The organism is Rhodoferax sp. BLA1 (assembly GCF_013416775.1).
In the GTDB taxonomy this organism is placed as follows: Bacteria; Pseudomonadota; Gammaproteobacteria; order Burkholderiales; family Burkholderiaceae_C; genus Rhodoferax.
This window is the reverse complement of record NZ_SZVI01000001.1, coordinates 92,436-119,392: the sequence shown is the minus strand read 5'-3', so window position 1 is coordinate 119,392 and position 26,957 is coordinate 92,436. Positions and strand designations below refer to the sequence as shown.

Below are 26,957 nucleotides of genomic sequence, written 5' to 3'. Positions count from 1 at the left end.
GTTGGCAGGCTTGGAGATGTCACGTCAGCAGCGCCAGCAGCCGGGTCAGCGCATGCTGCACCGTGGCGGCACGCACGGCGGCGCGGTCACCGGCAAAGTGTTGGCACTCACTGAACAGCCCGGTGGGTGTGGCCCAGCCAAACCACACGGTGCCGACCGGTTTGTCGGCACTGCCACCACTGGGCCCGGCCACACCGGTCACGGCCACCGCCACCTGGGCGTGTGAATGGGCCAGCGCACCACTGGCCATGGCACGCGCCACGGGTTCACTGACCGCGCCGTGTTGCGCAATCAGCTCGGTCGGCACAGCCAGCAGCTCGGTTTTGGCGGCATTGGAGTAGGTCACAAAACCGCGTTCAAACCACAGGCTGGAGCCCGCCAGGTCGGTGCAGGCAGCGGCAATCAAGCCACCGGTGCAGCTCTCGGCGGTGGCCAGCATCCACTGCTTCTTGGATAACAAATCAGCCACTATCCCGCATAAATGCTTGGTCGATAGCTCTTGATTTAAGAGTGATTCAGACATCACCACACCCGCCACAGCGCAATCACCAGCAGCGTGCAACAGGCCGCCACCAGATCGTCGAGCATGATGCCCCAGCCGGCTTTGCGCCAGGCGCCCGGGTCGGTGGCTGGGTCCACGTCATGAAAAAGCTGGTCGGCCCAGGCCACCGGGCCGGGTTTGACCGCATCAAAGAATCGGAACAGTGCAAACGCCGCCACTTGCGCCCACCAGCCCATCGGGCTGGCCAGCCACAGCACCAGCCAGAAAGCGACCACCTCGTCCCAGACGATGCTGCCAGGGTCCAGCACCCGCATGTTGCGCGCGGTCACGCTGCAGGCCCACCAGCCCACCAGAAGCCCCAGGCCAATCAGCAGGCCCCATTGCGGGTCGGACAAGCGGTTGTGCAGCAGCGCAAAACTGAGCCAGGCCCACAGCGTGCCCGCGGTACCGGGCGCCTTGGGACTTAACCCCGAGCCAAAACCCAATGCCAGCACATGGGCCGGGTGCGCCATCATGAAGCGCGCGCTGGGGGCCACGGGTGCACGCGGCGCGGCGCTATCCAGGGTGTCATCCGGGGTGATCTGCATCACGCGATTATCCCGCGTGTGTTTGGCCCCCGACCATCACGTAGGCAGGTGTGCCGGTCAATGCATTTGCCGTGACTGCGAGGGTGTCTGCCCAAAGAGTTTGCGGTAATCACAGGAGAACTGGCTGACATGCCAGAAGCCCAGATCGGTCGCGACGTCTTGCACGCTGACGGGCTGGGCGCTGCTTTGCCGCAGCCTCCTGCGCGCGGTGTTGAGGCGGACCAGGCGCAGGTACTGCATCGGGCTCATGCCCAGCACATCCTCAAAGCAGTATTGCAAGGTGCGGCGGCTGACAAACAGGCGCTCACACAGCTCTGGCACCGTCAGCGTCTGGTCGTGTTGCGACAGCACCAGATCGCGCGCCTTGGCCACGATGCGCTGGCGGCGCTGAAAGCTGTTGCTGACGGCGGGATCCACCTTGCTTGTGTCCAGCAGTGCCAGCAGCGCGTTGAGCAGAAGCTGCTGGCGCCAGGCCGGGTCCGTGTAGGGGCCGTCGTGCTGCAGCAGCCCGGCCAGCCTTTGTAGCAGGCGCTGGTGAGGGTGGGGCGCCACCTGCATCACTTCGGCCTGGGCCAGTTTTGCCCAGTCGATCAAGCAGCCACCCCGCTCGGCGGCATGCTGCAAGTTGTCCTGGCGCATGACGATGCCGTAGATGACATAGTCAGACGGCGTCTGTAACTCAAACTCGCAGTGGCCCGGGCGCACCATGATGCTATGTGGGCCGACCAGTCGGCCATTGATGCGGGTCTGACCCGTCTGCACCGGCAGGCCAAACCAGAAGGTGTCGGGCCAGACGCAGCAGGACTGGTGTACCGCCTGGCTGGTGTCCTCACGAAACACCTGCATCTGGGGCAGTTGCAGCTCGGTCAGGCGGCCATGAAAGTGGCCCGGCGTGATCTGGTCGTAACTTTGCTCCCAGTCGGTCAGGTTGTGGGCGTGTTCGTCGGCATCAAAAGCCTGGATGGTGCGAATCTGGTGCGTTTTGCCCGCAATTGGCGCATCAGCGGCCAGGGGGCTGGTGGTCACACAGGAAGAGGCTGAAACCATGGTGTGTGCGTCCTCATGAGTTGGATGGTTGGGGGGCATCCCGGCGCACCGCTGCTGGCAAGACGTGTGAAGTGCATCAAGGCAACTTTGCCAAATTTCGATAACGCCAGAACACCGCTCTGGATAAAGATCACCACAAGCAAACCCCATGCCCAAACCCTTCTTCTTCCTGCAAGCACTTTGAACCTGATAGGAGTACCCCAAAAATGAATCCGTTGGACCCGTCTCACCACAGTGGCACCCATGTGCTCAAACCGGTGCTCAGCACCCTGCAACTCTGGGGCATCGCCGTGGGCCTGGTGATCTCTGGTGAATACTTTGGCTGGAGCTTTGGCTGGGCGTCGGCCGGTACGCTGGGCTTCACCGTCACCTCGCTGTTCATCGCGGCGATGTACGCCACCTTCATCTTCAGTTTCACCGAGCTGACCACCTCGATCCCGCACGCTGGTGGTCCGTTTGCCTACAGCAAACGCGCTTTTGGCCCGGTGGGTGGTTACCTGGCCGGTGCCGCCACGCTGATCGAATTTGTGTTTGCGCCGCCTGCCATTTCGCTCGCGATTGGGGCTTACCTGAACGTGCAGTTTCCGGCGCTGGACCCCAAACTCGCGGCGCTCGGGGCGTATGTGGTGTTCATGACGCTCAACATCATTGGTGTCCAGATTGCCGCTACCTTTGAACTGGCGGTGACGCTGCTCGCCATTTTTGAGCTGCTGGTGTTTATGGGTGTGGTGTCGCCGGGCTTCTCGATGGCCAATTTCACCAAGGGAGGCTGGTCAGGGCAGGATGGCTTCAGCCTGGCCGCCATTCCCGGCATGTTTGCCGCGATTCCGTTTGCCATCTGGTTCTTCCTGGCGATTGAAGGGGTGGCCATGGCCGCTGAAGAAGCCAAAGACCCCAAGCGCTCGATTCCGATTGCTTACATCGCGGGCATCCTGACCCTGGTGGTGCTGGCCATTGGGGTGATGGTGTTTGCCGGTGGCGCTGGCGACTGGACCAAACTCTCCAACATCAACGACCCGCTGCCACAGGCCATGAAAATGATTGTGGGGGAGAACAGCGGCTGGTTGCACATGCTGGTTTGGCTCGGCCTGTTTGGTCTGGTGGCCTCGTTCCACGGCATCATTCTGGGGTATTCACGCCAGATTTACGCCTTGTCACGGGAAGGTTATTTGCCGCCGTTTTTTGCCAAGTTGCACCCGCGTTTCAAGACCCCCCACCGCGCGATTTTGGCTGGTGGTGTGATCGGGATTGCCGCCATCTACAGCGACGAGTTGATCAAGATTGGTGGCAACACCCTGACCGCCAACATCGTCACCATGTCGGTGTTTGGCGCGATCCTGATGTACATCATCAGCATGCTGAGCCTGTTCCAGTTGCGCCGCACCGCACCTGAGATGGTGCGCCCGTTCAAGGCACCGTTTTACCCGTATTTCCCGGCCTTTGCGCTGGTCGGCGCCGGGGTGTGCATGGCTACAATGATTTATTACAACCCCTTGATTTTTGGTCTTTTTCTGGGCTTTTTGGCCATCGGTTACGGCTATTTCCTGATGACCAGCCACCACCGCAGCAAGGCCATCGCCCTGAACAATCTGGCCGCAGATCCAACCTGAGCTTGTGACCGTGCAAAACCATCAGTACACCCACATCGTCGGAGCCAAAACCTACGGCTTTCGCGATTTGAAGGACCTGATGGCCAAGGCCACACCAGCACGCTCGGGCGACCTGCTGGCCGGTGTGGCCGCCAGCAGTGCACAAGAGCGGGTCGTGGCCCAGATGGCTCTGGCCGAGCTGCCGCTCAGCACCTTCCTGAACGAGCCGCTGGTGCCGTATGAAGACGATGAAATCACCCGCCTGATTTTTGACAGCCACGACGCCCAGGCTTTTGCCCCGATCTGTCACCTGACGGTGGGTGATTTCCGCAACTGGCTGCTGGGCGACGAGGTCGACAGCACCGTGCTGGCGGCGCTGGCCCCCGGTATCACGCCCGAAATGGCGGCGGCCGTTTCCAAGATCATGCGCAACCAGGACCTGATCCTGGTCGCCAAAAAATGTCGCGTGGTGACCCAATTCCGCAACACCATCGGCCTGCCCGGTCGCATGGCCACGCGCCTGCAACCGAATCACCCGACCGACGATGCCACCGGCATTGCCGCGAGCCTGCTCGACGGCCTGCTGTACGGCAGCGGCGACGCGGTGATTGGCATCAACCCGGCCACCGACAACGTGCCGCAAGTCGTCAAGCTGGTGACGATGATGAGCGACATCATCGCGCAGTACCAGATTCCGACCCAGTCCTGCGTGCTCACGCATGTGACCAACACCATAGAGGCCATCAACCGGGGTGCGCCGGTGGACCTGGTGTTCCAGTCGATTGGTGGCACCGAGGCCACCAACCGCAGTTTTGGCGTGAACCTGGACCTGCTGGCCGAGGCGCGCAGCGCCGCCTTGTCCTTGCAGCGTGGCACGGTCGGTGACAACGTGATGTATTTCGAAACCGGCCAGGGCAGCGCCCTGTCGGCCAACGCCCACCACGGGCTGGACCAGCAAACCTGCGAGGCGCGTGCCTATGCGGTGGCGCGCCACTTCAAGCCGCTGCTGGTCAACACCGTGGTCGGCTTCATCGGGCCGGAGTATCTGTTTGACGGCAAACAGATCATGCGCGCCGGGCTCGAAGACCACTTTTGCGCCAAGCTGCTGGGCCTGCCGATGGGGTGTGATGTCTGTTACACCAACCACGCCGAGGCTGACCAGAACGACATGGACGTGTTACTCACCCTGTTGGGTGTGGCCGGTTGCAACTTTGTCATGGGCATTCCCGGCTCGGACGACATCATGCTCAACTACCAGACCACCTCGTTCCATGACGCGTTGTATGTGCGCCGGGTGCTCGGGCTCCAACCCGCGCCCGAGTTCGAGGCTTGGTTACAAAAGATGCAGATCTTCAGCACGGATCAGCACTTCCGGCTCAACGCGACCCTGCCTGCCGCGTTCCAGAAAGCGTTGCTGCGACTGAACTGAAGCGACCTGACGATGAACGATCCGAAACCACCTGTCACGGCCAACCCCTGGGCCGCACTGCGCCAGTTCACCGATGCGCGTATTGCGCTGGGGCGCGCCGGTGTCAGCCTGCCCACGACCGCGCACCTGGATTTCCAGCTGGCCCACGCCCAGGCCCGTGACGCGGTGCATTTGGCGCTGGACACAAGCACGCTGGCGCAGACGCTGGATGCGGCATTGCCCAATCCGGTGGCGCCGTGCCAAGTTCTGCACAGCGCCGCCACCGATCGCCAGCACTACCTGCAACGCCCCGACCTGGGGCGACGGCTGGATGCGGCCTCGCGCGAGAGCCTGACTGCCTTGCCGCTCCCGGCATCCGTGTCACCCGCCGAGCGCCCCTATGACCTTGCGGTGGTGGTGGTGGATGGTTTGTCGGCGCTGGCCATCAGCCAGAACGCTGCGCCTTTTCTGACCCAGTTGTTTGAGCGCCTTGTGCCCCAGCAGCTGACCATCGCCCCGGTGTGTCTCGTCGAACAGGGCCGCGTCGCAATTGGCGACGAGGTGGCAGAACTGCTGGGCGCCCAGGCCGTGCTGGTGCTCATTGGTGAGCGCCCGGGCTTGAGTTCGCCCGACAGCATGGGCCTGTACCTGACCTGGCAGCCCCTTGTGGGCCTCACAGATGCCAGCCGCAACTGCATTTCCAATGTGCGCCCGGCCGGTCTGAGTTATGCCGAGGCGGTTCACAAGTTGGTTTATCTGCTGACGCAGGCGCGCCATCGCCAGTTGTCCGGGGTGGACCTCAAGGACGAGACAGATGGCGGGACGGAGTTGCTCGCTGGGGGCACCAAAAACTTCTTACTGTGAGGGGTTTCGTCGTCGATCCGATGCCACGGCGTCAGGTGTAGTGTGCTATTTAGTTAATAGTAACCTGCCGTTGTAATACCTGGGACGCAGTCAAAAAATACTTGTAAAACCAGTAGCCAACAGGCGGGGAAAAAGGGGAAACCTCAGGGCCGGGCTCGAATTAAGTCCATGACGTGGTGGATGCAGCAGCATTCGCCTCAACTCAAGGATGAAAGCGCCGGAGAGTCGGAACTGCTGGCGGGGTCTGCACAATCGCCCTCCGATCAGGGGCCTCGCGATGCGGCAGCGCTGAGATTGAACTGCTATTTGTTTTACAGTTTATTGCGCAGGTGTTACCTGGGCTACAAGCATAAAACTCGTGAATTTCGGATGTGCGCCTGTGAGCAAGCTTTGTCGCCATCAGACGCAGTTGCGTGGAAAAGGGGCCAGACTCGAATCAAAAATAAAACAAGTGGCCAAACTGCTGGTTACCGGCGGCGAGCGCTCCCCGTGCGCAAGCTGCGCGAACTGCTCTACGACGTGGAGATGGAACAAACCCTGGGCATGGCGCGCAAGCACTAGCCATCATCTGGCGTGCATACCTGAAGCGCCGAGCGAGCTGGGGCTGGAGGTATTTGGATGCCCCCAACCCATGCCATACTTGCCCTCATCCCAAGCAACACCCCTGTGATCGAGGTCAACCCATGGCAAACGCCGACATCCTTTGCCCGGACGGGCAGCCACTCAAACTGATCCAACTGTCCCATGCTTCGGGGCTCAAATTGGACTTGATCGACTGGGGCGCAACCTGGGTTTCCTGCCGGATGCCGGTGGCAGGCGTGGAGCGCGAGACGCTGCTTGGCCATGCCACGCTGGCAGACTACTTCTCTGCGCAAGGCTACCTGGGCGCGACCGTCGGCCGCTTCGCCAACCGGATTGGCAACGCCAGAATCGAGCGTGATGGCCGCGTGTTTAAGCTGACCCCCAACCAGGGTGTTCACCAGCTGCATGGCGGGCCGGACGGGTTTGACCGTCGTCGCTGGAACATCCTCGAACAAAGTGCGGAGCACGTGCTGCTTGGCATCGACTCGCCCGATGGCGACCAAGGCTACCCCGGCAATCTGACGGCAACGGTGTGTTACCGGCTGGAAGACGGGCTGCGCGTGAGCATGGTCTACGCCGCCACCGTGGACGCACCTTGCCCGGTTAACCTGACCAATCACGCCTACTTCAATCTGGATGGCGCGGCCACCGATGTTCGCCAACACGTTTTGACGATTGCCGCACACGACTACCTGCCGATCGACAAGGATTCGATTCCTCTGGGCCAGCTGGCACAGGTGGCCGGCACGGGCTTTGATTTCAGTACACCCAAGAAGATTGGGGCTGATTTCCTTGTTGACGAACAGCAGAAGACCGCGCTCGGTTACGACCATGCGTTCCAGCTCGATCCCTCCTGCCGGGGCTTGAAGGCGGTTGCTGCGACGCTCGTGTCCGGCGACGGCAAACTGGCCATGGATCTGCTGACCACCAAGCCCGCTGTGCAGTTCTACAGCGGCAACTATCTGGCCGGGATCTCGGCGCGCGACGGAGGAACCTATTCGGCGCAACAAGGGCTGGCGCTGGAGACCGAGTTCTTGCCCGATTGCCCGAACCACCCCGAGTGGCCGGAAGCCAATAGCTGGCTTCTGCCCGGTGAAACCTACCACCAAACGACCGTGCTGGTGTTTCGGCCAGCTTGACCATCCAGCCGGGCCGTGTGGTGATGGGCGGCGAGGTGTCCGAATGGCTGCCCGGGTCGCCAATAGCGTCCTGCTGTGAGGCGTTGTTCCGCCAGCCCAATGTCACGTTACTGGGAATGACATGCTATTTTGTTCGTAGCTGTTTGCCCAGTTAATACAAGGGCCGCAGGATGATTTGGCAAAGAAGACGCGATCAGGCCCCTGCGAGCGATTAGGATGCTGCTGTCTGCCACAGCATTTGCACCGAACCATGCCCACTTCGCGCGCCTGCCCCTCCTGCCATGACCCGATGCACACCCACACCTTGGCCAGTGTGGCCGGAGGCTCCTTGGAGCTGGATCTGTGTTTTGCCTGCCGTGGCCTCTGGTTTGACCCGCAGGAGAACCTCAAACTCAGCCCGGCTGCGGTGGTCCAGCTGTTCAAGCTGTTACACGCACATCGCCATGAAGGTGCCAAGGCGCTGCCACAGCAGCTGAGCTGCCCACACTGCCGCCGTGCCCTGGTGCAGGGGTTTGATGTGGTCAAAAGTGGCCGCTACATCACCCACCGCTGCCCACAGCGGCATGGCCGCTTCAGCAGCTTTGCCGCGTTCATGGTCGAAAAAGGGTTTGTGCGGCAACTTAGCACCGCTGAAATTGACGACATGGCGCAGCGCCTGAAAGTGATCAACTGCAGCAACTGCGGCGCGCCGGTGGACCTGCGCGCCGACCACGCCTGCCCGTATTGCCGAAGCGCGTTGTCGCTGCTGGACCCGCAGGCGGTGGAGCGGGCGCTGGTGGGTTACGAGTCAGCGGCCCGGGCGCAAGGGGGTGTCCAACTGCCGCAGCTGGCCGATGCGCTGGTGATGCTGGAGCGCGACCGCCAGCAGGCCGTACGCGATGCCAAAGCCAATCAGAGTGGCCGCCTGGTATTGGGGGAAGACGGCCCATCGCTGGACTTGTGGGCCGCCGGGTTGGCGCTGGTGTGGGCGGTGGTGAAGTGATGTGCGCGGGTTGACCGTTCAGGCAAAGTGGTCAAACGACGCGTAGTGGTTGGTCAGGGTTTGGCCTTGGCTGTCTACCAGTTGCAGCCCGCACTCGGCCCGGATCTGGCCGATGCGGGTCACCGGCGTCTGGCTGGCTTGTCCGGCTTGGGCCACGGCCGCGCGTTGGGAGGCTGGTGCGGTGAACAACAACTCGTAATCGTCGCCCCCGGCCAGTGCCAGGCTGCGCCATTGCTCGGGTGAGAGTTCTAAGCCAAATTGGCCTGTAGCCCTTGTTGAATAAGGGCTGGCAGCTATCAAAGTAGTTGCAGTGTCGACCTCGATGCAGGCACCCACGCCAGAACTCTCCAGGATGTGGCCGAGGTCACCCAGCAAGCCGTCACTGACATCGATGGCCGCTGTGGCCACACCACGCAGCGCCTGGCCCAGCGCCACGCGTGGTGTGGGTGTTTCCAGCCGTTGGCGGCATGACGTCAGTAGCTCGGGCGGCAGGTCAATCTGGCCCAGCAAGGTATTGAGCGCCAGCCGCGCGTCACCCACTGTGCCACTCAAATAAATGTCGTCGCCGGGTTGGGCTCCCGAGCGCAGCAGCGCCTGTGAGCGCCCGTTGACCACCAGCACCTCGCCAAACACGGTGATGCAGATGTTGAGTGGGCCAGCGGTGGTGTCGCCGCCAATCAGCTCGCAGCCATGGGCATCTGCCAGCGCCAACAGGCCCTGGGCAAACGCGGCCAGCCAGGGCTCGTTGACCTCGGGCAGGGACAGCGCCAGGGTGAACGCCAGTGGCCGGGCGCCGCAGGCAGCCAGGTCACTCAGGTTCACCGCCAGTGATTTGTGGCCCAGGGTGCGCGGGTCGACATCGGCAAAAAAGTGGCGGCCTGACACCAGCATGTCACTCGATATCGCCATCTGGGTGCCGGGGCGCAGTTGCAGCAGGGCGCAGTCGTCACCGACACCGAGCACCGCCTGGCGCACCGGGCGCTTGAAATAACGCGCGATCAGGTCGAACTCACCCATGGGCGGAGTCCTGCCCGGATGTTTGGGGCGCGGCAGGCTCGGGCGACGCAGATGCAGGCGTCGTGGGCTCGGATTGCGTGGTGGTCACTGGCTCGGGTACCGGTAGGAAAAAACTGCGCAACTGATGGCGCAGCCTGTGGCGCAGGGCCGCGTAAATGGCGCTGCGCTGCACGCCGCTGACATTGTGTGCCCGCAAGGCCAGCAAGAAGGCCAGGTAAAAACTCACTGCCACGTTCAGCACACCGGTGACGGCCACAGCGGCCAGACACCACCAAAAAGCGGGCATGTAGAAAATGTCTGCCCCCAGGCTGGAGGCCGCCGCTGCCAGTTGCCCGGTGGACAGGGTCACGTGGCGCACTTCCAGTCCCAGGCCAACAAAGCCGGCAAAGGCCGGCACCAGGCCCAGCATCAGGCCCAGCGAGATGTTGGCGGTCAGGCCCGAGATGTTGTTGCGCATGAAACTGGCCCAGCGGTCGGCGCGGGCCACACCCAGGAAGGCGGTGATGCGGGGGTTGTAACGCAGGGCCGAGTCCAGCCGTTGCAGCACAAACCAGTTTTCGGTCCAGCCCGCGATGATGCTTGACGCAAACAGCAGCACCCCGGTGCCCGCCGCAAACAGCGCGGTTGGGCCCAGCAGGGTCAGGTCGTGCAAAACGTGGTGCGCGGTGGCCGCGTCGATCATCGGGCGGCCCAGGGTCAGCCACAACACGGTGCTGATCAGCAGCACATAAGGTGTCACCATGGCCAGATTGCCCACAATGGCCGCCACCTGGGAGCGCACCAAATGCGCCACCTCGTCAATAAAACCCTCAACGGCACTGGGACGGCCCAGGTCTTTGAGTTTGGCGGCCATGGCTGGTGCTGTCATGGCGGGTTGTTTGGTGGCCACGGTCCAGTGCATCAGCTGGATCAGCACAAAACTCAGGGCGTAGTTCACACCCGCAAAAAAACCACCCCAGAAGGCCGATAGCCCCAAGGAGAGCACCACAAACTTCATCATCGTGGTGATCGACATCACCGCACCACCGCCGGCCGCATCACGCAGCATTTGCCGGTACTCAGCGCGGGTGCGCGTGATGTAGTGTTCACCGGTTTCCGAACTGCGCTCGGCCACCTTGGACGCCAGCATTGAGGAGTTGGCCGCAATCAGGGCGCGCACACTCAGGCGGTCTTGCCCAACACTGACCAGATGCCCGAGCAGCTGGGCGGTGTGTTGCTGCGGTGTGGCGGAAAACAGGCAGTCGAGCAGGGCGCGGATGCGCAGCGCACGTTCGCGCAGTTGGCGCAGCTGGAACACCAGGTTGACCGAGATGCCGTGGGCGTCCAGATGGGTGTAGACCGAGGCCGCCGCATGGCGGCATTCGTCAAGCTGTTTCTGGAAATGCTGCAGGGCCTGTTGGCAGTTGGCCGTGGCCTGCTGCGGGTTCTGGCGCCAGGTGACTTCCAGCGCCTCCAGGTCGGCGGCCAGGGCGTGGAACGGGCCAGACTGGCGCGCCAGCGCACTCATGCGCAGGCGCAGCTCGGGCGAAAATCCGTTGGCGCGGATTTGCCCGGTGCAAAAATGCAGCGCCTCCATCAGGGTAGCCTGCCAAGCCGTGGGAGCCAGGCTGCCCGGCTCCGGGTTGGCAAACAGCGGGTGTTGCCAGGCCGTGCGTTTGGGGGCGGGTTCGGGCCCGGTTTGCAACAGCTCGGCCAGGCGCGCCAGCAGATGTGCATCCAGGCTGCTGATCCACTCAGCATCAAAGGGGTGGTGCAGCACCAGTGCAAACAGGGTCGAGGCGTCGTTGGTCTCGGGTGTGCCTGGCAGCAGCTTGAGGCGAATGCGCTCGGCCAGCTCGCTGGCAAAGGCGCTGCGTGTGGCAAAGCCGTGGTCGGCCAACAAAGCGGTGGCGTCCACCGTCTCGAGCAGGGTCTGCCACCACTGCTGCAGCAGCGCCCGTGTGCCTTGGCGTTGTTGCAGCGCGTCCAGCAACAGCGCCAGTCTGGCGTGGGTGGTGGCCACCGAATTGGCGTCACCCCGCAGCCACTCGGCCAGGCGGATCAGCCACAGGTGACGTTGGACCAGGGTGGCGTTCGGGTCGAGTTGCGCCAGCAGTTCGGGCAGGTCAATCGGGCGTGTCATCGGCGGTCAGTGCAAAGTGCGGCTGCCACCACTGGCACTCAAAGCATCAAGCACAAACATCGGCACGTCCACCTCAAACTTTTCACCATCTTCGGCCACACAAAAGAAGCTGCCGTGCATAGTGCCGGTGGGTGTGTTCAGGCGGGTGCCGCTGGTGTATTCAAAAGCCTCACCGGGCTGCAGCAGCGGCTGGCGCCCCACCACACCCAGGCCTTTGACCTTTTCGTGGTGGCCATCGGCGTCGTTCACATTCCAGGTGCGCGAAATCAGCTGCGCTGCCACCGTGCCGGTGTTGCGCACCGTGATGCTGTAGGCAAAGAAGTACAAGCCCTGCTCGGGGTCGGATTGCTCGGGCAGGTAACGTGGCTTGACCTGGACGTGGAACTGGTAGGTGGGTGTGCTGGACATGGTGGGATGCTATCGTGAAATCCAGCCCCGGCCCTTCAGGCCCGGATTTTCCACTGAAACGGAATGATAAATTGGCATCCAGCCCAATGGGGTAAAGGGTAGATAGCTATTCATTCAGGAGCTACCAGTCGACCAGGCTCAGGCCCACACTGAGCACCGTGCGGCGGCGGTTGTAGTCGATCAGCGAGTCGCCGTACCCCGAGAACAGCTGGGTGTGGAAACGCAGGCCATTGGGCTGGCTGCTGTTGCCGGAGCTGTCGCCAATGCGGCGCAGCCACTCCAGCTTGACCGAGCCGTTGGCCTGCTCACGCAGCGAGTGGCGCAGTGTCAGGCCAAAGCTGTTGGTCTGATCCGGGCTCCAAAGACCCGTCAATTCAGCGCGGCCAATGGTGTCGCTGATTTCCGGGTTGTCATCGGAGCTGGCGCTCTCCGGCAGGCGGTACCACAGCTTGCCCAGCAGTCGGAATTCTGAGCCTTGCTCCAGCCCGGCCATCACAATCGTCCGGTTCCAGCTGCGTGAGAGTGGCAGCGGCTGGCCGTTGGACTGGTGGTTGAGCGACAGCCCGGTGTAACGCAGCCGCCAGCCGCCCGGCAGGTTTAGGTCGGTCGGGTAGATGTAGATCAGCTCGGGCTCGTGGTCGGTGGTGCGAAACGGGCGCGACAAAGTGCCGCTGAAGATCTGCCAGTTGGACTGCTGGCTGTAGCCAAACCACAGCGAGTCGCGTTTGAGCGGCTGGTCGTGGGTCAGCAAGCCCTGGGCAATTTTGGTACGGACCGACAGGCTGATGCGCGCTTCGGTGGTGTTGTAGTCGGTGGCGCTGGTGGCGCGGTGGTTGGCCAGCGAGGAATCGGGCTGGGTGTTGACGCTGTTGGCGCCAACCACCGACAGGCTGATCGGTTTGTAGCCACGGATGCCAAAGGTGCCGCAGTCGCTGCCAGTCTCCAGCTCCCAAAAACGCGACAGCTCGGAAAAACGCGGGTTTTTGCAGTTGTGCTCTTCCGGCGCGGTCATCGTGATCTGAACCGGTGGCACGGCTGGCGCGGGTGTGGCGGGCAAGCCGCCGTCGGCCGCCAGCTTGTTGGCCGAGGCTGCCTCACTTTGGGGTGTTGGCCCGCTGCGTTGTTGCGCCGCCCAGGTATCAAAACACTGCAGACGGGCCGCGCTGTCATCAAGCAGTGCGCTGCAGTGTTGCCAGTCGCGCGCCTGGGGTGGGGTCGCATTCTGGGCTGTTGCCAGCGTGGATACGGCGCTTAACGCTATGAAAAACGACTTGGATAAAGGGGTCATGGCGAACGGCGCTGTGATTGCAGCGGCAAAACTTGCCGCGCGGATGGGAGGAGAACAGCCGCCATTTTGCCTTGCGGTGCGTCGGTTTTGTGTGTCGGTGCCCACATCGCGCGCGCAGGCGCCCCAATCTGTGGCTGTGCCCAAGCCGCTGGCTGCAGCCAGCACCGCTTTGGCGTAACCTTGGCCCAACCCGACTCACCCCCTTGCATGGATGTCCCTATGACACACAGCCGACGTTTACCCACTTATTTCATCTCCCACGGCGGTGGCCCCTGGCCTTGGATGGCCGACCAGCTGCAGACCCGCTATGCGCCGCTGGCGGCATCGTTGCAGGCCATGCCGGGCCAGCTCGGTGTGACACCGAAGGCGGTGCTGGTGATCTCCGGCCATTGGGAAGAACCGGAGTTCACGCTCATGAGCAGCCCCAGGCCGCCGATGGTGTACGACTACTACGGTTTTCCGCCCCACACCTACCAGATCCAGTACCCTGCACCGGGTGCGCCCGAGCTGGCGCTGCAGGTGCAGGCGCTGATCCAGGAGGCAGGGTTCACAGCCCGGCTTGACCCGCAGCGCGGCTTTGACCACGGCACTTTCACCCCGCTGGCGGTGATCTACCCGAACGCCGATGTGCCGGTGCTGCAGCTGTCGATGCGTGTGGGTTATGACCCGCAGCAACACATCGCGCTGGGGCGTGCGCTGGCGCCGTTGCGCGACGAAGGTGTGCTGATCCTGGGCAGTGGCCTGAGTTACCACAACCTGCGTGAGCTGGGGCCGGTGGGCCGGGCACCGTCTGCGGCCTTTGACCAGTGGCTGCAGCAGACGCTGGTGGTTTCCAGCGCACCAGAGCGGCTGCAGCGCCTGCTGGACTGGGCGGCTGCGCCCGCAGCGCGCCGCGCCCACCCGCAGGAAGACCACCTGATCCCGCTGATGGTGGCTGTGGGGGCCGCCGCTGACGAGGCGGGCCGCTGCGTCTACCACCAGGATGACTTTTTTGGTGCCATCAGCGCGTCGAGCTTCATGTTCGGAGGCTGACCCACCGGGCACAGGCGGACACGTGTTGTGGCTCTGCGTTCATTGGGGCCTGACTTCGTCCGCCCAGACGGTGAACTTGCTCAAGGTGTTGAGGCCAAAGGTGCTGGCCAGCGCCACATCACAGGCGTCGCGCCCACGCGCCATCAACACCCGGCCAACACGTGGTGTGTTGTTGCGGGCATCAAAGGTGTACCAGCGGTCACCCAGGTAGGCCTCGAACCAGCCCGCAAAATCCATCGCACAGGGGATCGGCGGGATACGGATGTCACCCAGGTAGCCGGTGCAGTAACGCGCCGGGATGTTCATGCAGCGGCAAAAAGTGATGGCCAGGTGGGCATAGTCGCGGCACACACCCTGGCCTTCGTTGTAGGCCTCCCAGGCGGTGCGGGTGCGCCGGGCATGGTGGTAGCCAAACTCGATGTGCTGGTGCACAAAATCACAAATCGCCTGCACCCGCGCCCAGCCCGTGGGGCCGTGGCCAAACAGCTGCCAGGCGGTCTCGGACAGTTGATCGGTCTCGCAGTAGCGGCTGCCCAGCAAATACACGAGGGTCGACTCGGGCAACAGTTCTACGGGCGTTTGTATGGCCCACGGGGCCACGATGTCGGGCAGGCCGCTGTCGTTGACAAGGGCGTCGGTGCTCAGCACAAAACGTCCGGCGGGTGCCACGATGCGGCTGCACCAGTTGCCAAACAGGTCGTGGTAGGCGGTGATCGGCACCGCCGGGCTGGTGACCAACAGGTCGGGGCGCACCAGATCGGGCGCGCGCGAATGGTGGATATTGAGCGCCAGGATCATCGGTGTTGGCGCCGGGCAGTCGTAGACCATCTCGAAACCCACCCGCAATTGCAAAGGGGCCTGGGCAGCGGGTGATGGGGGGGCGGGCAGCAGGGTGTCAAACGGAGGGCGCTGTTCGTCGGTCATGGGCGTCTTTGCTCAAAGGATGTCGGAAAGGTGAGCCGTTAGCTCAGGATGACACACTGTAAAAAGACGCCGCCGTGTCGTCTGTACGCTGGCGAACAGTGCCAAGACCAGACTGACCACGGCTTGATGCTGTTGCTGGGGGCTGGGCCGCGTGCGCCAGCCTGCAACGGAGTTAGCGCGTTTGCGCGCGTGCTGCCGCGCCGTCGGCGGCCTTCTGGGCAAATTCGGCGCGCAGCGCCTTGAGTTTGGCGCGTGGGTCTTCACGCACGGTGGCCTGGTCCAGACCCATTTCTTCAATAAACCGGCTGGGTTGGGCCTGCACCATCTCGCGCCCCTTTTTGCGCTTGCGGGTCCAGCTCACCGCCAGGCTGCGTTGGGCGCGGGTGATGCCCACGTACATCAGGCGGCGTTCTTCCTGCAGGTGGGTGGTCAGCGACGCGTTGGCGGCCTCCATCGCCTGGGCTTTCTGGGCGGCGCTGGCCTGCCCCGCTGATTCTGCATCGGGGTTGTCGCGCAACTTGAAGGGCAACATGCCCTCGGTCACACCCACCAGCATCACATGTGGCCACTCCAGTCCTTTGGAGGCGTGCAAGGTCGAGAGCGTGACCACGTTCTGGTCTTTTTCCTGCTCGGAAATGGTCGACAACAAGGACACGGTTTGCGCCACCTCTAACAGCGACTTGATTTCTCCGACCGCGTTGACACCCGAGGCGTCGTCAATCTGGCCACCGCAGCGCCCACTCATCCAGTCGATGAAGTCCAGCACATTGCTCCAGCGGGCATTGGCCACCTGTTCACTGTCTTCACCGTCGTACAGGTATTGCTCGTAACCGATGTCTTTGAGCCAGTCCATCAAAAAGGTTTTGGCGGCTTCAGCCCCCAGCGTGTGGCGGGCGCGGAACTCCAGGTCGTTGACCTCGCGGCCAAACTCGTGCAGGCTGCCCAGCGCTTTGCCCGAGATCACCGAGCCCAGGCTGCTGGAAAACAGCGCCTCGAACATGCTGATCCGGTATTTGCTGGCAAAGTCGCCCAGGTGGCCCAGCGTCTGGTGGCCGATGCCGCGTTTGGGCGTGGTCACCGCGCGCAAAAACGCCGGATCGTCGTTGTTGTTGATCCACAGCCGGAACCAGGCGCACAGGTCTTTCACCTCGGCGCGGTCGAAGAAGCTGGTGCCACCCGACACCTTGTACGGGATCTGCGCCTTGCGCAAGGCTTTCTCAAACGGTTTGGCTTGATGGTTGGCGCGGTACAACACGGCAAAGTCGCGCCACTCCTTGAACTGCGGCCCGGCGTGGGGTATGCCGTTGGCCCGCAGGCTCTGGATACGCGCCACGGCGCGCTCGGCCTCGTGTTCTTCGCTGTCGGCATCGACCACCCGCACCGGCTCACCTTCACCGAGGTCGCTCCATAGGTTTTTCGGGAACAGCTTGGGGTTGGGGCCAATCACATTGTTGGCCGCGCGCAGGATGGCGGAGGTGGAGCGGTAGTTCTGCTCGAGCTTGATGACTTTGAGGTTGGGGAAGTCGATCGGCAGTTTCTTCAAGTTGTCGAGCGTGGCACCGCGCCAGCCGTAGATCGACTGGTCATCGTCACCCACAGCGGTGAAACGTGCCTGCTCGGGGCCGTTGCCACCCACCAGCAGTTTGAGCATCTCGTACTGCGTGGCATTGGTGTCCTGGTACTCATCTACCAGGAAATGACCTGCTAGCCCTTGCCACTTCTGCCTGACCTGCTCGTGTTGTTGTAGCAGCTTGAGCGGCAGGCCAATCAGGTCGTCAAAGTCGACCGCCTGGAACGCGGTGAGCCGCTCCTCGTAATGCGCCATCACGCGGGCGATGATGCGCTCGTTGTCGTTGTTGGCGGCGGCCAGCGCGCTGGCCGAGTTGAGCCCCTGGTTTTTCCACAGGCTGATGGTCCATTGCCAGCTGCGGGCGGTGGCGGCGTCGACACTGCCACCGGCGTCTTTGAGGATGCTGGTCACATCGTCGCTGTCCAAAATGGAGAACTGCGGTTTGAGCCCCAGCACCGCGCCGTCTTCACGTAGCAGCCGCACGCCCAGCGCGTGAAAGGTGCAGATCACCACGTCCTTGGCGGCCCGGCCAATCAGCCCCTTGGCGCGCTCGCGCATTTCGGCCGCCGCTTTGTTGGTGAAGGTGATCGCAAAAATGCGTTTGGCTGCCACGCCGGACTGGATCAGCCGACCAATCTTGTGCGTGATCACCCGCGTTTTGCCCGATCCCGCCCCGGCCAACACCAGGCAGGGCCCGTGCAGGTAGTTCACCGCGTCCTGCTGGGCGAGGTTGAGACCGGTATTGAAGGAGGTGGACATGGGGGTGAAACGCGCAGAAGGGGGCGAATCATACCCAGCCGAGTGATGGCCCCGGGTTTCCAGGCCTCTTCTGGCCCGGTGTCAAGCAGCTTGGTCGCCTGTTGTTGCCAAGGCTCGTTTTTTGACAGAAGCCTGACAAAGCTCAATTGCGAGTGGCTATCAACCAGCTACCCTTGGCGCTCGATATTCTGAAAAACACACGATCCTTGTGATCGCAAAGGAAAAGCATGCACCCCTGGTTGACGTATACCGTGTTTGGCGTGGTGGCCGCTTTGGCCAGTATTGCGCTGTTCTTTTTCACCCTGACACGCGGGGCATTGTTGATGCGGGGGGCTTTGGGGCGCTTGCAACAGGAAGCCGCCCATGTCTACCCGATTTATTCCAACATGCGCCTGATCCGGCTGGTGGACTACCAGCCCGTCATTGCTGGCATCCTGTTGTTCCAGTACAGCCGCCTGGTGTCCATCATCACCCACAGCCTCAAACGCACCGACCTGACCGGTCAGCAGGTGTTGATCACCTCTTGCGCTTTTGGCAATGTGATGCCGCGCGTGGTCAAGGCGGCGGTGCAGGCCGGGGCGTCCAAGGTGCTGGTGGCCGACATCATCCAGAACGAACTCGACCACGCCAAAAGCAAGCTGCTCGACTACACCGGCAAGATCACGTACCAGAAAAACGACGCCATCGCGATGAACCAGGCCGACAGCTCGGTCAGCGCCAATGTCATGTTTTTCCTGTTACACGAGCTGCCACACCACCTCAAGATCGAGGCCTTGACCGAGGCGATGCGGGTGCTCACCCCTGGCGGCAAGCTCTACCTGGCCGAGTTCCACCGCCCGCGCCCCTGGCTGCTGCGGGCCCTGAGCTGGACCTATTTCAAGGTGTTTGAGCCCTATGGACTGGCGCTGTGGAGCACCCACGACCCGGTGAACCTGCTGCATGAGATGCCCGGCGTCAGCTGCGAGCGGCATGTGGTGTTTTTTGGCAACTTCCAGGTGGTGGTGGCGACCAAATCCGCCTGAGTCGGGTGCCCATGGGTCTGCTGCCGAGCAGTCCCGTGTTCTTCAGATCGACCCTCCGCAAGGCCTGTTTTTTTGGGGGGATGCCGTCGCGGCGCAGTCCTCATGCCAAAACAAGGAGTTGTGAATGGACAAAAAAACGGTCGAACCCATGACGGTGTTGTACGCGACGCAGGAGCTCACAATTCCGGAGGTCGGGCGCTACGCAGAGACGTATCTGCCGGAGCTCATGGCGCAAGCCAAACAGAGCGATTTGAAGGTTGTGGGGCCGTGGGTGTTCATTTCTTACCAGCTGCCCAAAAACGGCCAGGACCGGTACCGGGTGGAGTTTTGTCTTCCGATTGCATCGGCCGACAACGCTGTGGCAGGCGCGTTTCCCATCAAGTCACTGGGGCAATTTTCTTGCGCCTTTGTCCCTTACCACGGCGGGCTGAGGCAACTGTTTACCCAAGGCTATCAGCCTTTGGTGCGCGACATGGTGGCTGCAAATATGGCCTTCACCGGGGAGAGCAGAGAGGTTTATCTCGCATGGAACGGACCGAACTCCCCTGACAACCGCGTTGAAATCCAGTTTGGTGTTGCCTGACATCTTTGCTGCGTTATTCCGTTCCCGTATCTTCTTTTAAATCAGCAGCGGATCGACATCAATGGCCCAGCGCAGCAGGCCTTTACACTGGGGCTGGCTGCGCATCGCGTGCAGGGTGGGTTGCCAGGCGTTCAAGAAGCGTTGTAAGGCCGCACGCGAGGGGCTCTCCAGCAGCATCTGGGCGCGCTCCACATTGGCCACACGCTGGATGCTCATCGGCACCGCCGGGTACCGCGTGATGTGCTCGCGCCAGGGCGCCAGTTCAGCCAGGCCGTCACAGGCGCTGCTGGCGCTGTTCAAAAAGGACTGCGCCGCTTCCTGCGTGCGGGCGTCGGCGCGCACCAGCGCCTGGAAGCTGAACGGTGGCATGCCGGCCTGTTGGCGCTCCACCAGCTGCGAGGCGGCAAAAGCCGGGTAGTCATGTTGTTTAAGTGTCTCGTACAACGGGTGCGTCGGGTGGAAGGTCTGCACCCACATCTCGCTGCGGCTGGTGTTGCTGGCGTCGCGCCCGGCACGGCCTGCGGCCTGCATCAGCAGGCCAAACAGGCGCTCGGGGGATCTGAAGTCGCTGGAGAACAGCGCGCCGTCGGGGTTGATCGCCGCCACCAGGGTGATGCGGCGAAAGTCGTGGCCCTTGGCAATCATCTGGGTGCCCACCAGCACATCAACCTCGCCCGAATGCACCTGCGCCAACTGGCTCTCGAGCGAACCTTTGAGTTTGGTCGTGTCGGCGTCGATGCGGGCAATGCGTACCGCGCTGCCGTCCGGGCGACTCATGCCGCTAAGCAACAGGGCGAGTTGTTCCTCCAGCCGCTCGGTGCCGCGCCCCACTGGCGCGATGTCCAGGCTGCCGCAGTCCGGGCAGGCGCGTGGCACCCGTTCGGTAAAACCACAGTGGTGGCAGCGCAGCGTGCGGTCGATTTTGTGAAAGACACGAAAGGCGCTGCAGTGTGGGCAGTTGCTTTTCCAGTCGCAGTCGGCGCAGCTCAGCACCGGGGCGTAACCGCGCCGGTTCAGGAACACCATGCTTTGTTCACCACGCGTGATGCGTTGGCCAATCGCGTCCAGCAGTGGCGGCGAGATCACACAACCCTTGGGCTGGTGGTTCATGTCCACGCGCCGTACCAGGGGAAGGATGGCATTGGCGCCCACGCGGCTCGGCATCTCCAGCCGCATGTAACGCCCGCCCTCGGCCAGCGGGCGGCTGTGGTACCAGCTCTCGAGCGAGGGGGTGGCCGAACCCAGCAGCACCTTGGCGCCCTCCAACTTGCCGCGGTACACCGCCAGGTCACGCGCTGAATAACGGGCGCCGTCCTGGCTTTTGTAACTCGGGTCGTGTTCTTCATCCACCACAATGAGTGCCAGATGCGGCATCGAGGCAAACACCGCCATGCGGGTGCCCAGCACAATGCGCGCGTTGCCACTGTGTGCCGCCAGCCAGCTTGCCAGGCGTTGCGCCGGGGTCAGGCCGCTGTGCATCGACACCACCGCGTCGGCACCGTACTGGGCGCAAAAGCGGGCTTTGAAGCGTTCTTCGAGCTGCGGCGTCAGGTTGATCTCGGGCACCATCACCAGCACCTGGCTGCTGTCTGAGCCTGCCAGCACATCGGCGGCGCAGCGCATGAACACCTCGGTCTTGCCGCTGCCGGTGGCACCAAACAGCAAAAACGGGCCAAGATTTTCATCAAATTGGCCGATAGCCCTTGTCTGCTCTGGGGTGAGTGCTACCAATTCAGGAATATCCTGAGGCGGACTTGTGTCTGTGGCGGGCGCGGTCTGCGCCTTGAGCTGGCTCTTGGCCTTCTTTTTGAGTTTGCGCGCCAGCTGCAGGCTGCTGATGTCACGCAACTGCGGCGGCAGGGCGGCCAGCGCCACCTCACCGGCCGAGCGCTGGTAATAACTCGCGGCAAAGTGGATCAGGGTTCGCCAGTGGACAGTCAAGGGCGCCAGCGCGTCCAGCACCGCCGCCACGGGGCGCAGTTTGCTGGGGTCCAGCGGCGGCGTGTCCTCGCTGGCGGGGTGCTGCTCCCACACCACCCCGAGCAGCTCACGCTGGCCCAGCGGCACCCGCACCAGGGTGCCCGGGGGCAGGGCATGCTCACTGGTGTAACTCAGGGCACCGGCCATCTGGCTGTGTGCTGGGGTGTGGACCAGCACCGACACCAGGGTGGCGGCGACTGGCTCAGCTTGGGAGGGGGTGTTCAAGTGAACTTGCGAAATTCGCCTTAAGTCGTTGATTCTGCGAGGGTTTGAAGTTCATCCAAGTTTTCTGTGGATAACTTTGTTGATAGCTCGTCGATAGAGGCTGCCGGGCCTTGTAAATCAAGGGTTTTGTTAGCCTGCCCAAAAAACATGCAAAATTCAAAACCCTTTAAAATCAACCACTTACAACTGCTATGCGTTTGATAGTGTACTTGACAGCGGGGCTCACGGCCCGCACTGCGGTTCACCAATTTTGTGCATAAGTAACAAATTTTTTTGTTGGGAACCGCCAAAAACAGACCAAAAAGTGCTAGCCAGCTAGCACCGGCTCAACTAGCAGGCGCCGCGCATCAGGCGCGAGTGTTTGTGCACCGCTTCGACCAGGGCCGCCACATGTTCGGGCGGGGTGTGCTGACTGATGCCATGACCCAAGTTGAAGATGTGGGTGGGGCCAAAACCCGGGCCGCTGTGGGGTGTGCCAAAGGCGTTGAGCACCTTGATGACTTCGGCCTCAATCTTTTCGGGTGGTGCAAACAACACGTTCGGGTCCAGATTGCCTTGTAAGGCCTTGCTGCCACCCGCAATGATGCGGGCCTTGGTCAGGTTGGCGGTCCAGTCCAGGCCAAGTGCGTTGCAGTCGAGCTGCTCCATCTCGTCCAACCACAGGGCGCCGCCTTTGGTGAACACAATGCTCGGGATGGTGGCGCCATCCCAGGTTTTGTGCAATTTGGCCAGCACACGGCGGGTGTAGGCCAGGCTGAATTCCTGGAACGCACCGTCGGCCAGCACACCACCCCAGCTGTCAAACACCATCACCGCTTGGGCGCCAGCTTCGATCTGGGTGTTGAGGTAGAGAGCTACCGCGTCGGCGTTGATTTCCAGAATCTTGTGCATCAGGTCCGGGCGGCTGTACATCATGGTTTTGACCAGACGGTAGTCGTCGCTGCCTGCGCCTTCGACCATGTAACAGGCCAGGGTCCAGGGGCTGCCGGAGAAACCGATCAGCGGCACCCGGCCGTTGAGCGCCTTGCGGATCGAGGTGACCGCGTCAAACACATACTGCAGCTTGGCCATGTCGGGCACTTCAAGCTTGGCCACGGCGGCTTCGTCACGCACCGAGTGGGCAAACTTGGGGCCTTCACCCAGCGCAAACGACAGGCCCAGGCCCATCGCGTCGGGCACGGTCAGGATGTCGCTGAACAAAATCGCCGCGTCAATCGGGAAACGGTCGAGCGGCTGCAGCGTGACTTCGGTGGCGTAGTCCACATTGGTGGCCAGGCCCATGAAACTGCCGGCCTTGGCGCGGGTGGCTCGGTATTCCGGCAGGAAACGCCCGGCCTGACGCATCATCCACATGGGCGTGTAGTCAGTCGCCTGGCGCAAACAGGCACGCAAAAAAGTGTCGTTCTGGAGGGGGGCGAAGGAGGGTGTGGATGTGGTAGTCATGCTCGAATTGTCGCATTGTGTCGTGGCAGGTTGACACATGTAAACTCAAATTTGCCTTGATTCTTGATCTGGCGCAAGTGGCCAGCTTACCGTGACACACAGGCCACCCAGGCTGGAGGGCGTGGCCAGAACCTGTGCCCGGTAGACCTCTGCAATCCGCCGCACGATGGACCAGCCCAGCCCGCTGCCCTGTTGCCCGCTGCCCAGCCCCCTGAAAAAACGCTTCCCCAGGCGCGCCAGGTCGGCAGCGGGCAGGCCCGGGCCACTGTCGTTGACTTCCAGGCGCACCAAGCCCGCGCTGGTGTGCACACGCAGGCTGACCTGGGCGCCGTCGGGGCTGTAACGCAGCGCGTTGTCGAGCAAGTTGCGGATCAGCACCCCTGTGAGCATCTCGTCGGCGCTGATCGGGCCGGTGGCGCTGGTGTCCAGCGTCAGCACCTGCTTGCGGGCCAGCGCACCAGGGGCCAGATCGGCGGCCACCCGCTGGGCAATCTGGCACACATCCACCCGCAGACCCGGTGGCGGGTGGCCGGCGGTTTCCAACCGAGACAGTGTCAACAACTGGGCCACCAGGTGGGTGGCGCGGTCACACCCGGCCAGTGTCTGGCGCAGCGCCTGATCCCGCTCGGCCACGTTGGACCCGGCGCCCAGCGCCACCTGGGCCTGGGCGCGGATCGCGGCAATCGGGGTGCGCAACTCATGGGCGGCGTCGGCGGTGAAACGCCGCTCGGCTGCCATCATCTGGCCAATACGCGCCAGCAAGCTGTTGAGGGAGGACACCACCGGCGCCATCTCGCTCGGGGTGTCGGTGATGACCAGCGGCGCCATGCTGTTCGGCTGGCGCCACGCCAGCTCCTGGCTCAGTGTGCGCAGGGGGGTCAAACTGCGGCGCACCGCCAGCCAGCCCAGCAGCGCCAGCACCGGCAAGGCTGCCAGCAAAGGCATCAACACCGCTTGCATCACCGCCCACAAGATCGACCGGCGCGAGCGCAACTGTTCCCCCACAAACACCTGCACATCGCCCTCGTTGCCCTGGGCGCCAAACACGCGCCAGGTGCCCCTCTCGGGCAGTTCCACCGTGGCAAAACCGCGCAGACGTTGCGACATCGGCGTTTCGGGTGCGGTGTCAGAGTGCAGCGTCAACCTGCCGTTGTGAAACACCTGGAACGCCACCCGGGTGGCGTATTTGTGCAGGGTGGGGGCGTCTGGGTGCTCGCTGCTGTCGTCGTTGCGGCGGCTATGGGGTCTGTGGCTGCGCTCGGCGGCATCGGCGTCGGTTTGTTGGGCCACCAGCAACGCGGCCGATTGCGCCAGGTGGGCGTCGAGCAACTCGTCGAGTTCATGGCGGGTATCAACCCAGGTCAACACCGCCGCCGAGACCCACACCCCAAAAATCAGCAGCAGCAACAGCACCAGCAGGCGCGCCTGCAGTGAGGCCAGCCGCTTGAACAGGTTCATGCGCCGTGCGCCACCGGCGTGTCTTTGGGGGGCATCAGGGTGTAGCCGACACCACGCACGGTCTGGATCAGGTCGGCCTGCAGTTTTTTGCGCAGGTGGTGGATGTGCACCTCCACCGCGTTGCTCTCCACCTCATACCCCCAGCTGTAGAGCTGCTGCTCCAGCTGTTCGCGCGACATGACCCGCTCGGCGTTGAGCATCAACACATGCAAGAGGTCAAACTCACGCATCGACAAACCCACGGCCTGCCCGGACAACGTGACCGTGCGCGCCGCCAGATTCACCTGCAGCGCACCACAACTCAGCAGGTCCTGCGTGTGGCCGTGGGCGCGGCGCACCAGCGAGCGCAGGCGTGCGCCCAGCTCAAACAGGTCCACCGGCTTGACCACATAGTCGTCGGCGCCACCGTCCAGCCCCTTGATGCGGTCGGGCACCGCGTCACGCGCGGTCAGGATCAGGATCGGCAGGGTGATCTTCTGGCGCCGCACTGACTGCAGCACCTCCATGCCATCTTTGAGCGGCAGGCCCAGGTCCAGCACGGCGGCCTGGTGTTTGTCGTAGCCGATCTCGCGCTCGGCGGCCAAGCCGTCACGCACCCAGTCCACCAGAAAACCCTGCTGGCGCAGCCCGGTGCGCAGGCCGTCGCCCAGCAGGGGGTCGTCTTCAGCTAGCAAGATACGCATGGTGTGTGTCGGGCGTTTGTGGGGCCCCCATCGTAGCCGCTGGGCGTGCAGACGCGGGGGCCTGGTTTTCATGACGGACGGCTCTGGGTGCTGGGCTGGGGCACTTGCATGGCACCGTCTTCAAAGGTGCCGGCGTCGGCATCAGTGTGGCAGGCGGCGCAGTTGGCCTTGCTTTTGACCAGCGGGTTGGCCCAGTCGGCGGCTGAAATCTCACGATGTTTCCTGATCCAGTAAGGTGTCTCGGTGATGCGTTGCGGGGCTGCCTCGGGCGGGATGGATTGCCCGATCTTGTAGGCGGCTTCGGTTGCCTGCTGCTCGGCGGCGTTGTCCACCATAAAGGCCAGCACCGCGCTGGTGGTGGCTTCGTCCAGTGCCAGGTCGGAGCCAAAGTGCTGGTCCTGCTCGGCCATCATCTTCTGCCAGGAGCGTGCGGGCAAGAGCGAGGGATGAAACACCCCATGGCAACTGCCACATTCTTCGCGCCACACAGCGTTGTCGGCCAGGGTGGGGCCCACAAACGGCACCTGGCGCACCACGGTCTGGCCGGTCAGGGCCGCCCATTGGTTGTGTAGCGCATACGCAAACCACCAGCCGCCAAAACCCAGCACCAGCAGCAACACAAACCCGGCCACCCGCTTGTGCGGCTGGCCCGCCGGGGTGTCCGGGCTGGCCAGCTTGTGGCCGTCAACCATGGATCGCGCCAGGTTTTCCCGGTGCACCCGGCTTTCCATCAGCACACCGGTGATGTGCACACCCACCAGCACCAGCATCACGATGGCGGCCAGTTCATGCAGTTGCTGGAACTCATCCCCCTGGGCAAAGCTGAACCAGCCCGCCGCCGGGCCATGGCGCTCCTGCGCACCCAGCAGCAAGATGCCGCTCACACCAATCACCAAGGTGAGCGCCAGAAACAGGTAGACCGCCAGGCTGCCGGTCGGGTTGTGGCCCACATAACGTGCAGCGCGGCCCGCCACCACCTCTTTCAGATAGGCCAAGCCACGCGAGGGGCTCAGCGCAAAACTGGTAAAACGCGAAAAGTGCGAACCGGCAAACCCCCAAAGCACCCGAAAACCCACCAGCCCCAGCATCAGGTAACCACAAAACACGTGAACCGCCAGCCACGGGTCTGACTCGGCGGTGAGCCAGGCCACTGCAAAACTGCCGGCCAGCGTCCAGTGGAACAAACGGGTCGGAAAGTCCCAGATCAGCGTGGGCTGCAAAGGTTTGTTACCAGGGCTCATTTGGGAATACGGACAGTGTCCTCGTCAAACTCGCCTTTGTCGGCGTCGCGGTGGCAAGCGATGCAGTTGGACCGGCTTTTGACCGAGGCCCGTTTCCACACGGCCGGGTCAATTTCTTTGGCGCGGTGTTTGGAGGTGTACCAGCCGCTTTCGGTGATCTTGAGCGGCGCGGTGTTGGCCGTCCAGCGGTTGGAGGCGTGTTTGACCAGGTAGTTGGTGATCTCGGTGGTGTCAGCGGCAGACAACGACGCGTCGGTTCCAAAGTGTTGGTCCAACTCGCCCATCATCTTTTGCCAGGACGCTGCGGGCAACAAACCGGGCGGGAACGCCAGGTGGCAACTGCTGCATTCAGCTTGCCATTTGGCGTTGTTTTGCGCCGGCATCACCGGGCGGCCCCGGTCCTCACCGTTGTATTTGGCCTGGGCGCTCAGGCTGCCAAGCGCCAGCGTGAAGATTGTGGCGAGGGTCCAGAGTGGGTGGTGTGACATCGTGCCCCTTCCTT

General features: G+C 62.9%; 24 protein-coding genes. 9 read left to right on the top strand and 15 right to left on the bottom strand.

The annotated features are described in order from the left end of the window. Window positions 1-19: 19 nt before the first annotated feature. Genes FDG13_RS00595 through FDG13_RS00585 form a run of 3 tightly spaced genes read right to left on the bottom strand, consistent with a single transcriptional unit; the run spans window position 20 to window position 2,136 of the window. Window positions 20-523 carry a CinA family protein gene (locus tag FDG13_RS00595; protein ID WP_180124781.1) on the bottom strand — a complete coding sequence of 168 codons (504 nt, stop codon included), beginning with the start codon at window positions 521-523 and terminating at the stop codon, window positions 20-22. Further along, a complete protein-coding gene (locus FDG13_RS00590; protein ID WP_180124780.1) occupies window positions 523-1,089 on the bottom strand; it encodes a phosphatidylglycerophosphatase A in 567 nt (188 codons plus the stop codon). Before FDG13_RS00590 ends, FDG13_RS00595 begins: the two co-directional genes overlap by 1 nt. Before the next feature lie 57 nt (window positions 1,090-1,146). Then, a complete protein-coding gene (locus FDG13_RS00585) occupies window positions 1,147-2,136 on the bottom strand; it encodes a helix-turn-helix domain-containing protein (RefSeq protein ID WP_180124779.1) in 990 nt (329 codons plus the stop codon). A gap of 206 nt (window positions 2,137-2,342) precedes the next feature. Between FDG13_RS00585 and eat the strand changes: the two genes are divergently transcribed. The 6 genes from eat (at window position 2,343) to FDG13_RS00555 (ending at window position 8,700) form a co-directional block, all read left to right on the top strand. After that, a complete protein-coding gene (eat, locus tag FDG13_RS00580) occupies window positions 2,343-3,746 on the top strand; it encodes an ethanolamine permease (protein WP_180124778.1) in 1,404 nt (467 codons plus the stop codon). A 10-nt stretch (window positions 3,747-3,756) separates the two neighbouring features. Next, complete coding sequence (locus tag FDG13_RS00575; protein ID WP_180124777.1) at window positions 3,757-5,154, top strand: ethanolamine ammonia-lyase subunit EutB; 1,398 nt, start codon at window positions 3,757-3,759, stop codon at window positions 5,152-5,154. A gap of 12 nt (window positions 5,155-5,166) precedes the next feature. Then, the gene (gene eutC / locus FDG13_RS00570; RefSeq protein WP_180124776.1) at window positions 5,167-5,997 is read left to right on the top strand and encodes an ethanolamine ammonia-lyase subunit EutC; all 831 of its coding nucleotides are present in this window, start codon (window positions 5,167-5,169) and stop codon (window positions 5,995-5,997) included. A gap of 168 nt (window positions 5,998-6,165) precedes the next feature. Beyond that, window positions 6,166-6,558 carry a hypothetical protein gene (locus FDG13_RS00565; protein WP_180124775.1) on the top strand — a complete coding sequence of 131 codons (393 nt, stop codon included), beginning with the start codon at window positions 6,166-6,168 and terminating at the stop codon, window positions 6,556-6,558. Between the two features lie 122 nt (window positions 6,559-6,680). Further along, complete coding sequence (gene galM / locus FDG13_RS00560) at window positions 6,681-7,718, top strand: galactose-1-epimerase (RefSeq protein WP_180124774.1); 1,038 nt, start codon at window positions 6,681-6,683, stop codon at window positions 7,716-7,718. 250 nt (window positions 7,719-7,968) lie between these two features. Further along, window positions 7,969-8,700 carry a zf-TFIIB domain-containing protein gene (locus tag FDG13_RS00555; RefSeq protein ID WP_180124773.1) on the top strand — a complete coding sequence of 244 codons (732 nt, stop codon included), beginning with the start codon at window positions 7,969-7,971 and terminating at the stop codon, window positions 8,698-8,700. An 18-nt stretch (window positions 8,701-8,718) separates the two neighbouring features. Here the strand turns inward: FDG13_RS00555 and thiL are convergent, their stop codons facing one another. The 4 genes from thiL to FDG13_RS00535 all read right to left on the bottom strand — a co-directional run bounded on the left by thiL (window position 8,719) and on the right by FDG13_RS00535 (window position 13,535). Further along, window positions 8,719-9,717, bottom strand: a complete 999-nt coding sequence (gene thiL / locus FDG13_RS00550; protein WP_180124772.1) for a thiamine-phosphate kinase — start codon at window positions 9,715-9,717, stop codon at window positions 8,719-8,721. Next, the gene (locus FDG13_RS00545; protein ID WP_180124771.1) at window positions 9,710-11,839 is read right to left on the bottom strand and encodes a site-specific recombinase; all 2,130 of its coding nucleotides are present in this window, start codon (window positions 11,837-11,839) and stop codon (window positions 9,710-9,712) included. The genes thiL and FDG13_RS00545 overlap by 8 nt, the downstream gene beginning before the upstream one ends. A 6-nt stretch (window positions 11,840-11,845) precedes the next feature. After that, complete coding sequence (apaG, locus tag FDG13_RS00540) at window positions 11,846-12,247, bottom strand: Co2+/Mg2+ efflux protein ApaG (protein WP_180124770.1); 402 nt, start codon at window positions 12,245-12,247, stop codon at window positions 11,846-11,848. Between the two features lie 121 nt (window positions 12,248-12,368). Further along, window positions 12,369-13,535, bottom strand: a complete 1,167-nt coding sequence (locus FDG13_RS00535; RefSeq protein WP_180124769.1) for a phospholipase A — start codon at window positions 13,533-13,535, stop codon at window positions 12,369-12,371. 219 nt (window positions 13,536-13,754) lie between these two features. On the opposite strand from FDG13_RS00535, the gene FDG13_RS00530 reads away from it, so the two are divergent. After that, window positions 13,755-14,567, top strand: coding sequence for a class III extradiol ring-cleavage dioxygenase (locus FDG13_RS00530; protein ID WP_180124768.1), 813 nt, complete (start codon window positions 13,755-13,757; stop codon window positions 14,565-14,567). Window positions 14,568-14,606: 39 nt separating this feature from the next. On the opposite strand, the gene FDG13_RS00525 is transcribed toward FDG13_RS00530, so the two are convergent. Then, window positions 14,607-15,419 (bottom strand): transglutaminase family protein, encoded by an 813-nt coding sequence (locus tag FDG13_RS00525; RefSeq protein ID WP_180125329.1) that lies wholly within the window; start codon window positions 15,417-15,419, stop codon window positions 14,607-14,609. 244 nt (window positions 15,420-15,663) lie between these two features. Then, complete coding sequence (locus FDG13_RS00520) at window positions 15,664-17,820, bottom strand: ATP-dependent helicase (RefSeq protein WP_180124767.1); 2,157 nt, start codon at window positions 17,818-17,820, stop codon at window positions 15,664-15,666. Window positions 17,821-18,047: 227 nt separating this feature from the next. Here FDG13_RS00520 and FDG13_RS00515 point away from each other — a divergent pair, with 227 nt between their 5' ends. Then, entirely contained in the window at window positions 18,048-18,842 is a 795-nt protein-coding gene (locus tag FDG13_RS00515; protein ID WP_180124766.1) for a class I SAM-dependent methyltransferase, read from the top strand. A 124-nt stretch (window positions 18,843-18,966) separates the two neighbouring features. After that, window positions 18,967-19,425: an AraC family transcriptional regulator gene (locus FDG13_RS00510; RefSeq protein ID WP_180124765.1), complete on the top strand. Its 459-nt coding sequence runs from the start codon at window positions 18,967-18,969 to the stop codon at window positions 19,423-19,425. Window positions 19,426-19,461: 36 nt separating this feature from the next. Here FDG13_RS00510 and priA read toward each other — a convergent pair whose 3' ends face one another. From priA to FDG13_RS00480, 6 genes are all read right to left on the bottom strand, one after another. After that, window positions 19,462-21,630, bottom strand: a complete 2,169-nt coding sequence (priA, locus tag FDG13_RS00505) for a primosomal protein N' (protein WP_255435010.1) — start codon at window positions 21,628-21,630, stop codon at window positions 19,462-19,464. A 330-nt stretch (window positions 21,631-21,960) separates the two neighbouring features. Next, complete coding sequence (gene hemE, locus FDG13_RS00500) at window positions 21,961-23,073, bottom strand: uroporphyrinogen decarboxylase (protein ID WP_180124764.1); 1,113 nt, start codon at window positions 23,071-23,073, stop codon at window positions 21,961-21,963. Between the two features lie 45 nt (window positions 23,074-23,118). After that, on the bottom strand, window positions 23,119-24,531 hold the full coding sequence (locus FDG13_RS00495) for an ATP-binding protein (RefSeq protein ID WP_180124763.1): 1,413 nt from the start codon (window positions 24,529-24,531) through the stop codon (window positions 23,119-23,121). Next, window positions 24,528-25,214, bottom strand: a complete 687-nt coding sequence (locus FDG13_RS00490) for a response regulator transcription factor (protein WP_180124762.1) — start codon at window positions 25,212-25,214, stop codon at window positions 24,528-24,530. The genes FDG13_RS00495 and FDG13_RS00490 overlap by 4 nt, the downstream gene beginning before the upstream one ends. A 68-nt stretch (window positions 25,215-25,282) precedes the next feature. Further along, complete coding sequence (locus FDG13_RS00485; protein ID WP_180124761.1) at window positions 25,283-26,455, bottom strand: cytochrome b/b6 domain-containing protein; 1,173 nt, start codon at window positions 26,453-26,455, stop codon at window positions 25,283-25,285. Further along, window positions 26,452-26,943, bottom strand: coding sequence for a diheme cytochrome c (locus FDG13_RS00480; RefSeq protein WP_078365515.1), 492 nt, complete (start codon window positions 26,941-26,943; stop codon window positions 26,452-26,454). The genes FDG13_RS00485 and FDG13_RS00480 overlap by 4 nt, the downstream gene beginning before the upstream one ends. Window positions 26,944-26,957: the final 14 nt, after the last annotated feature.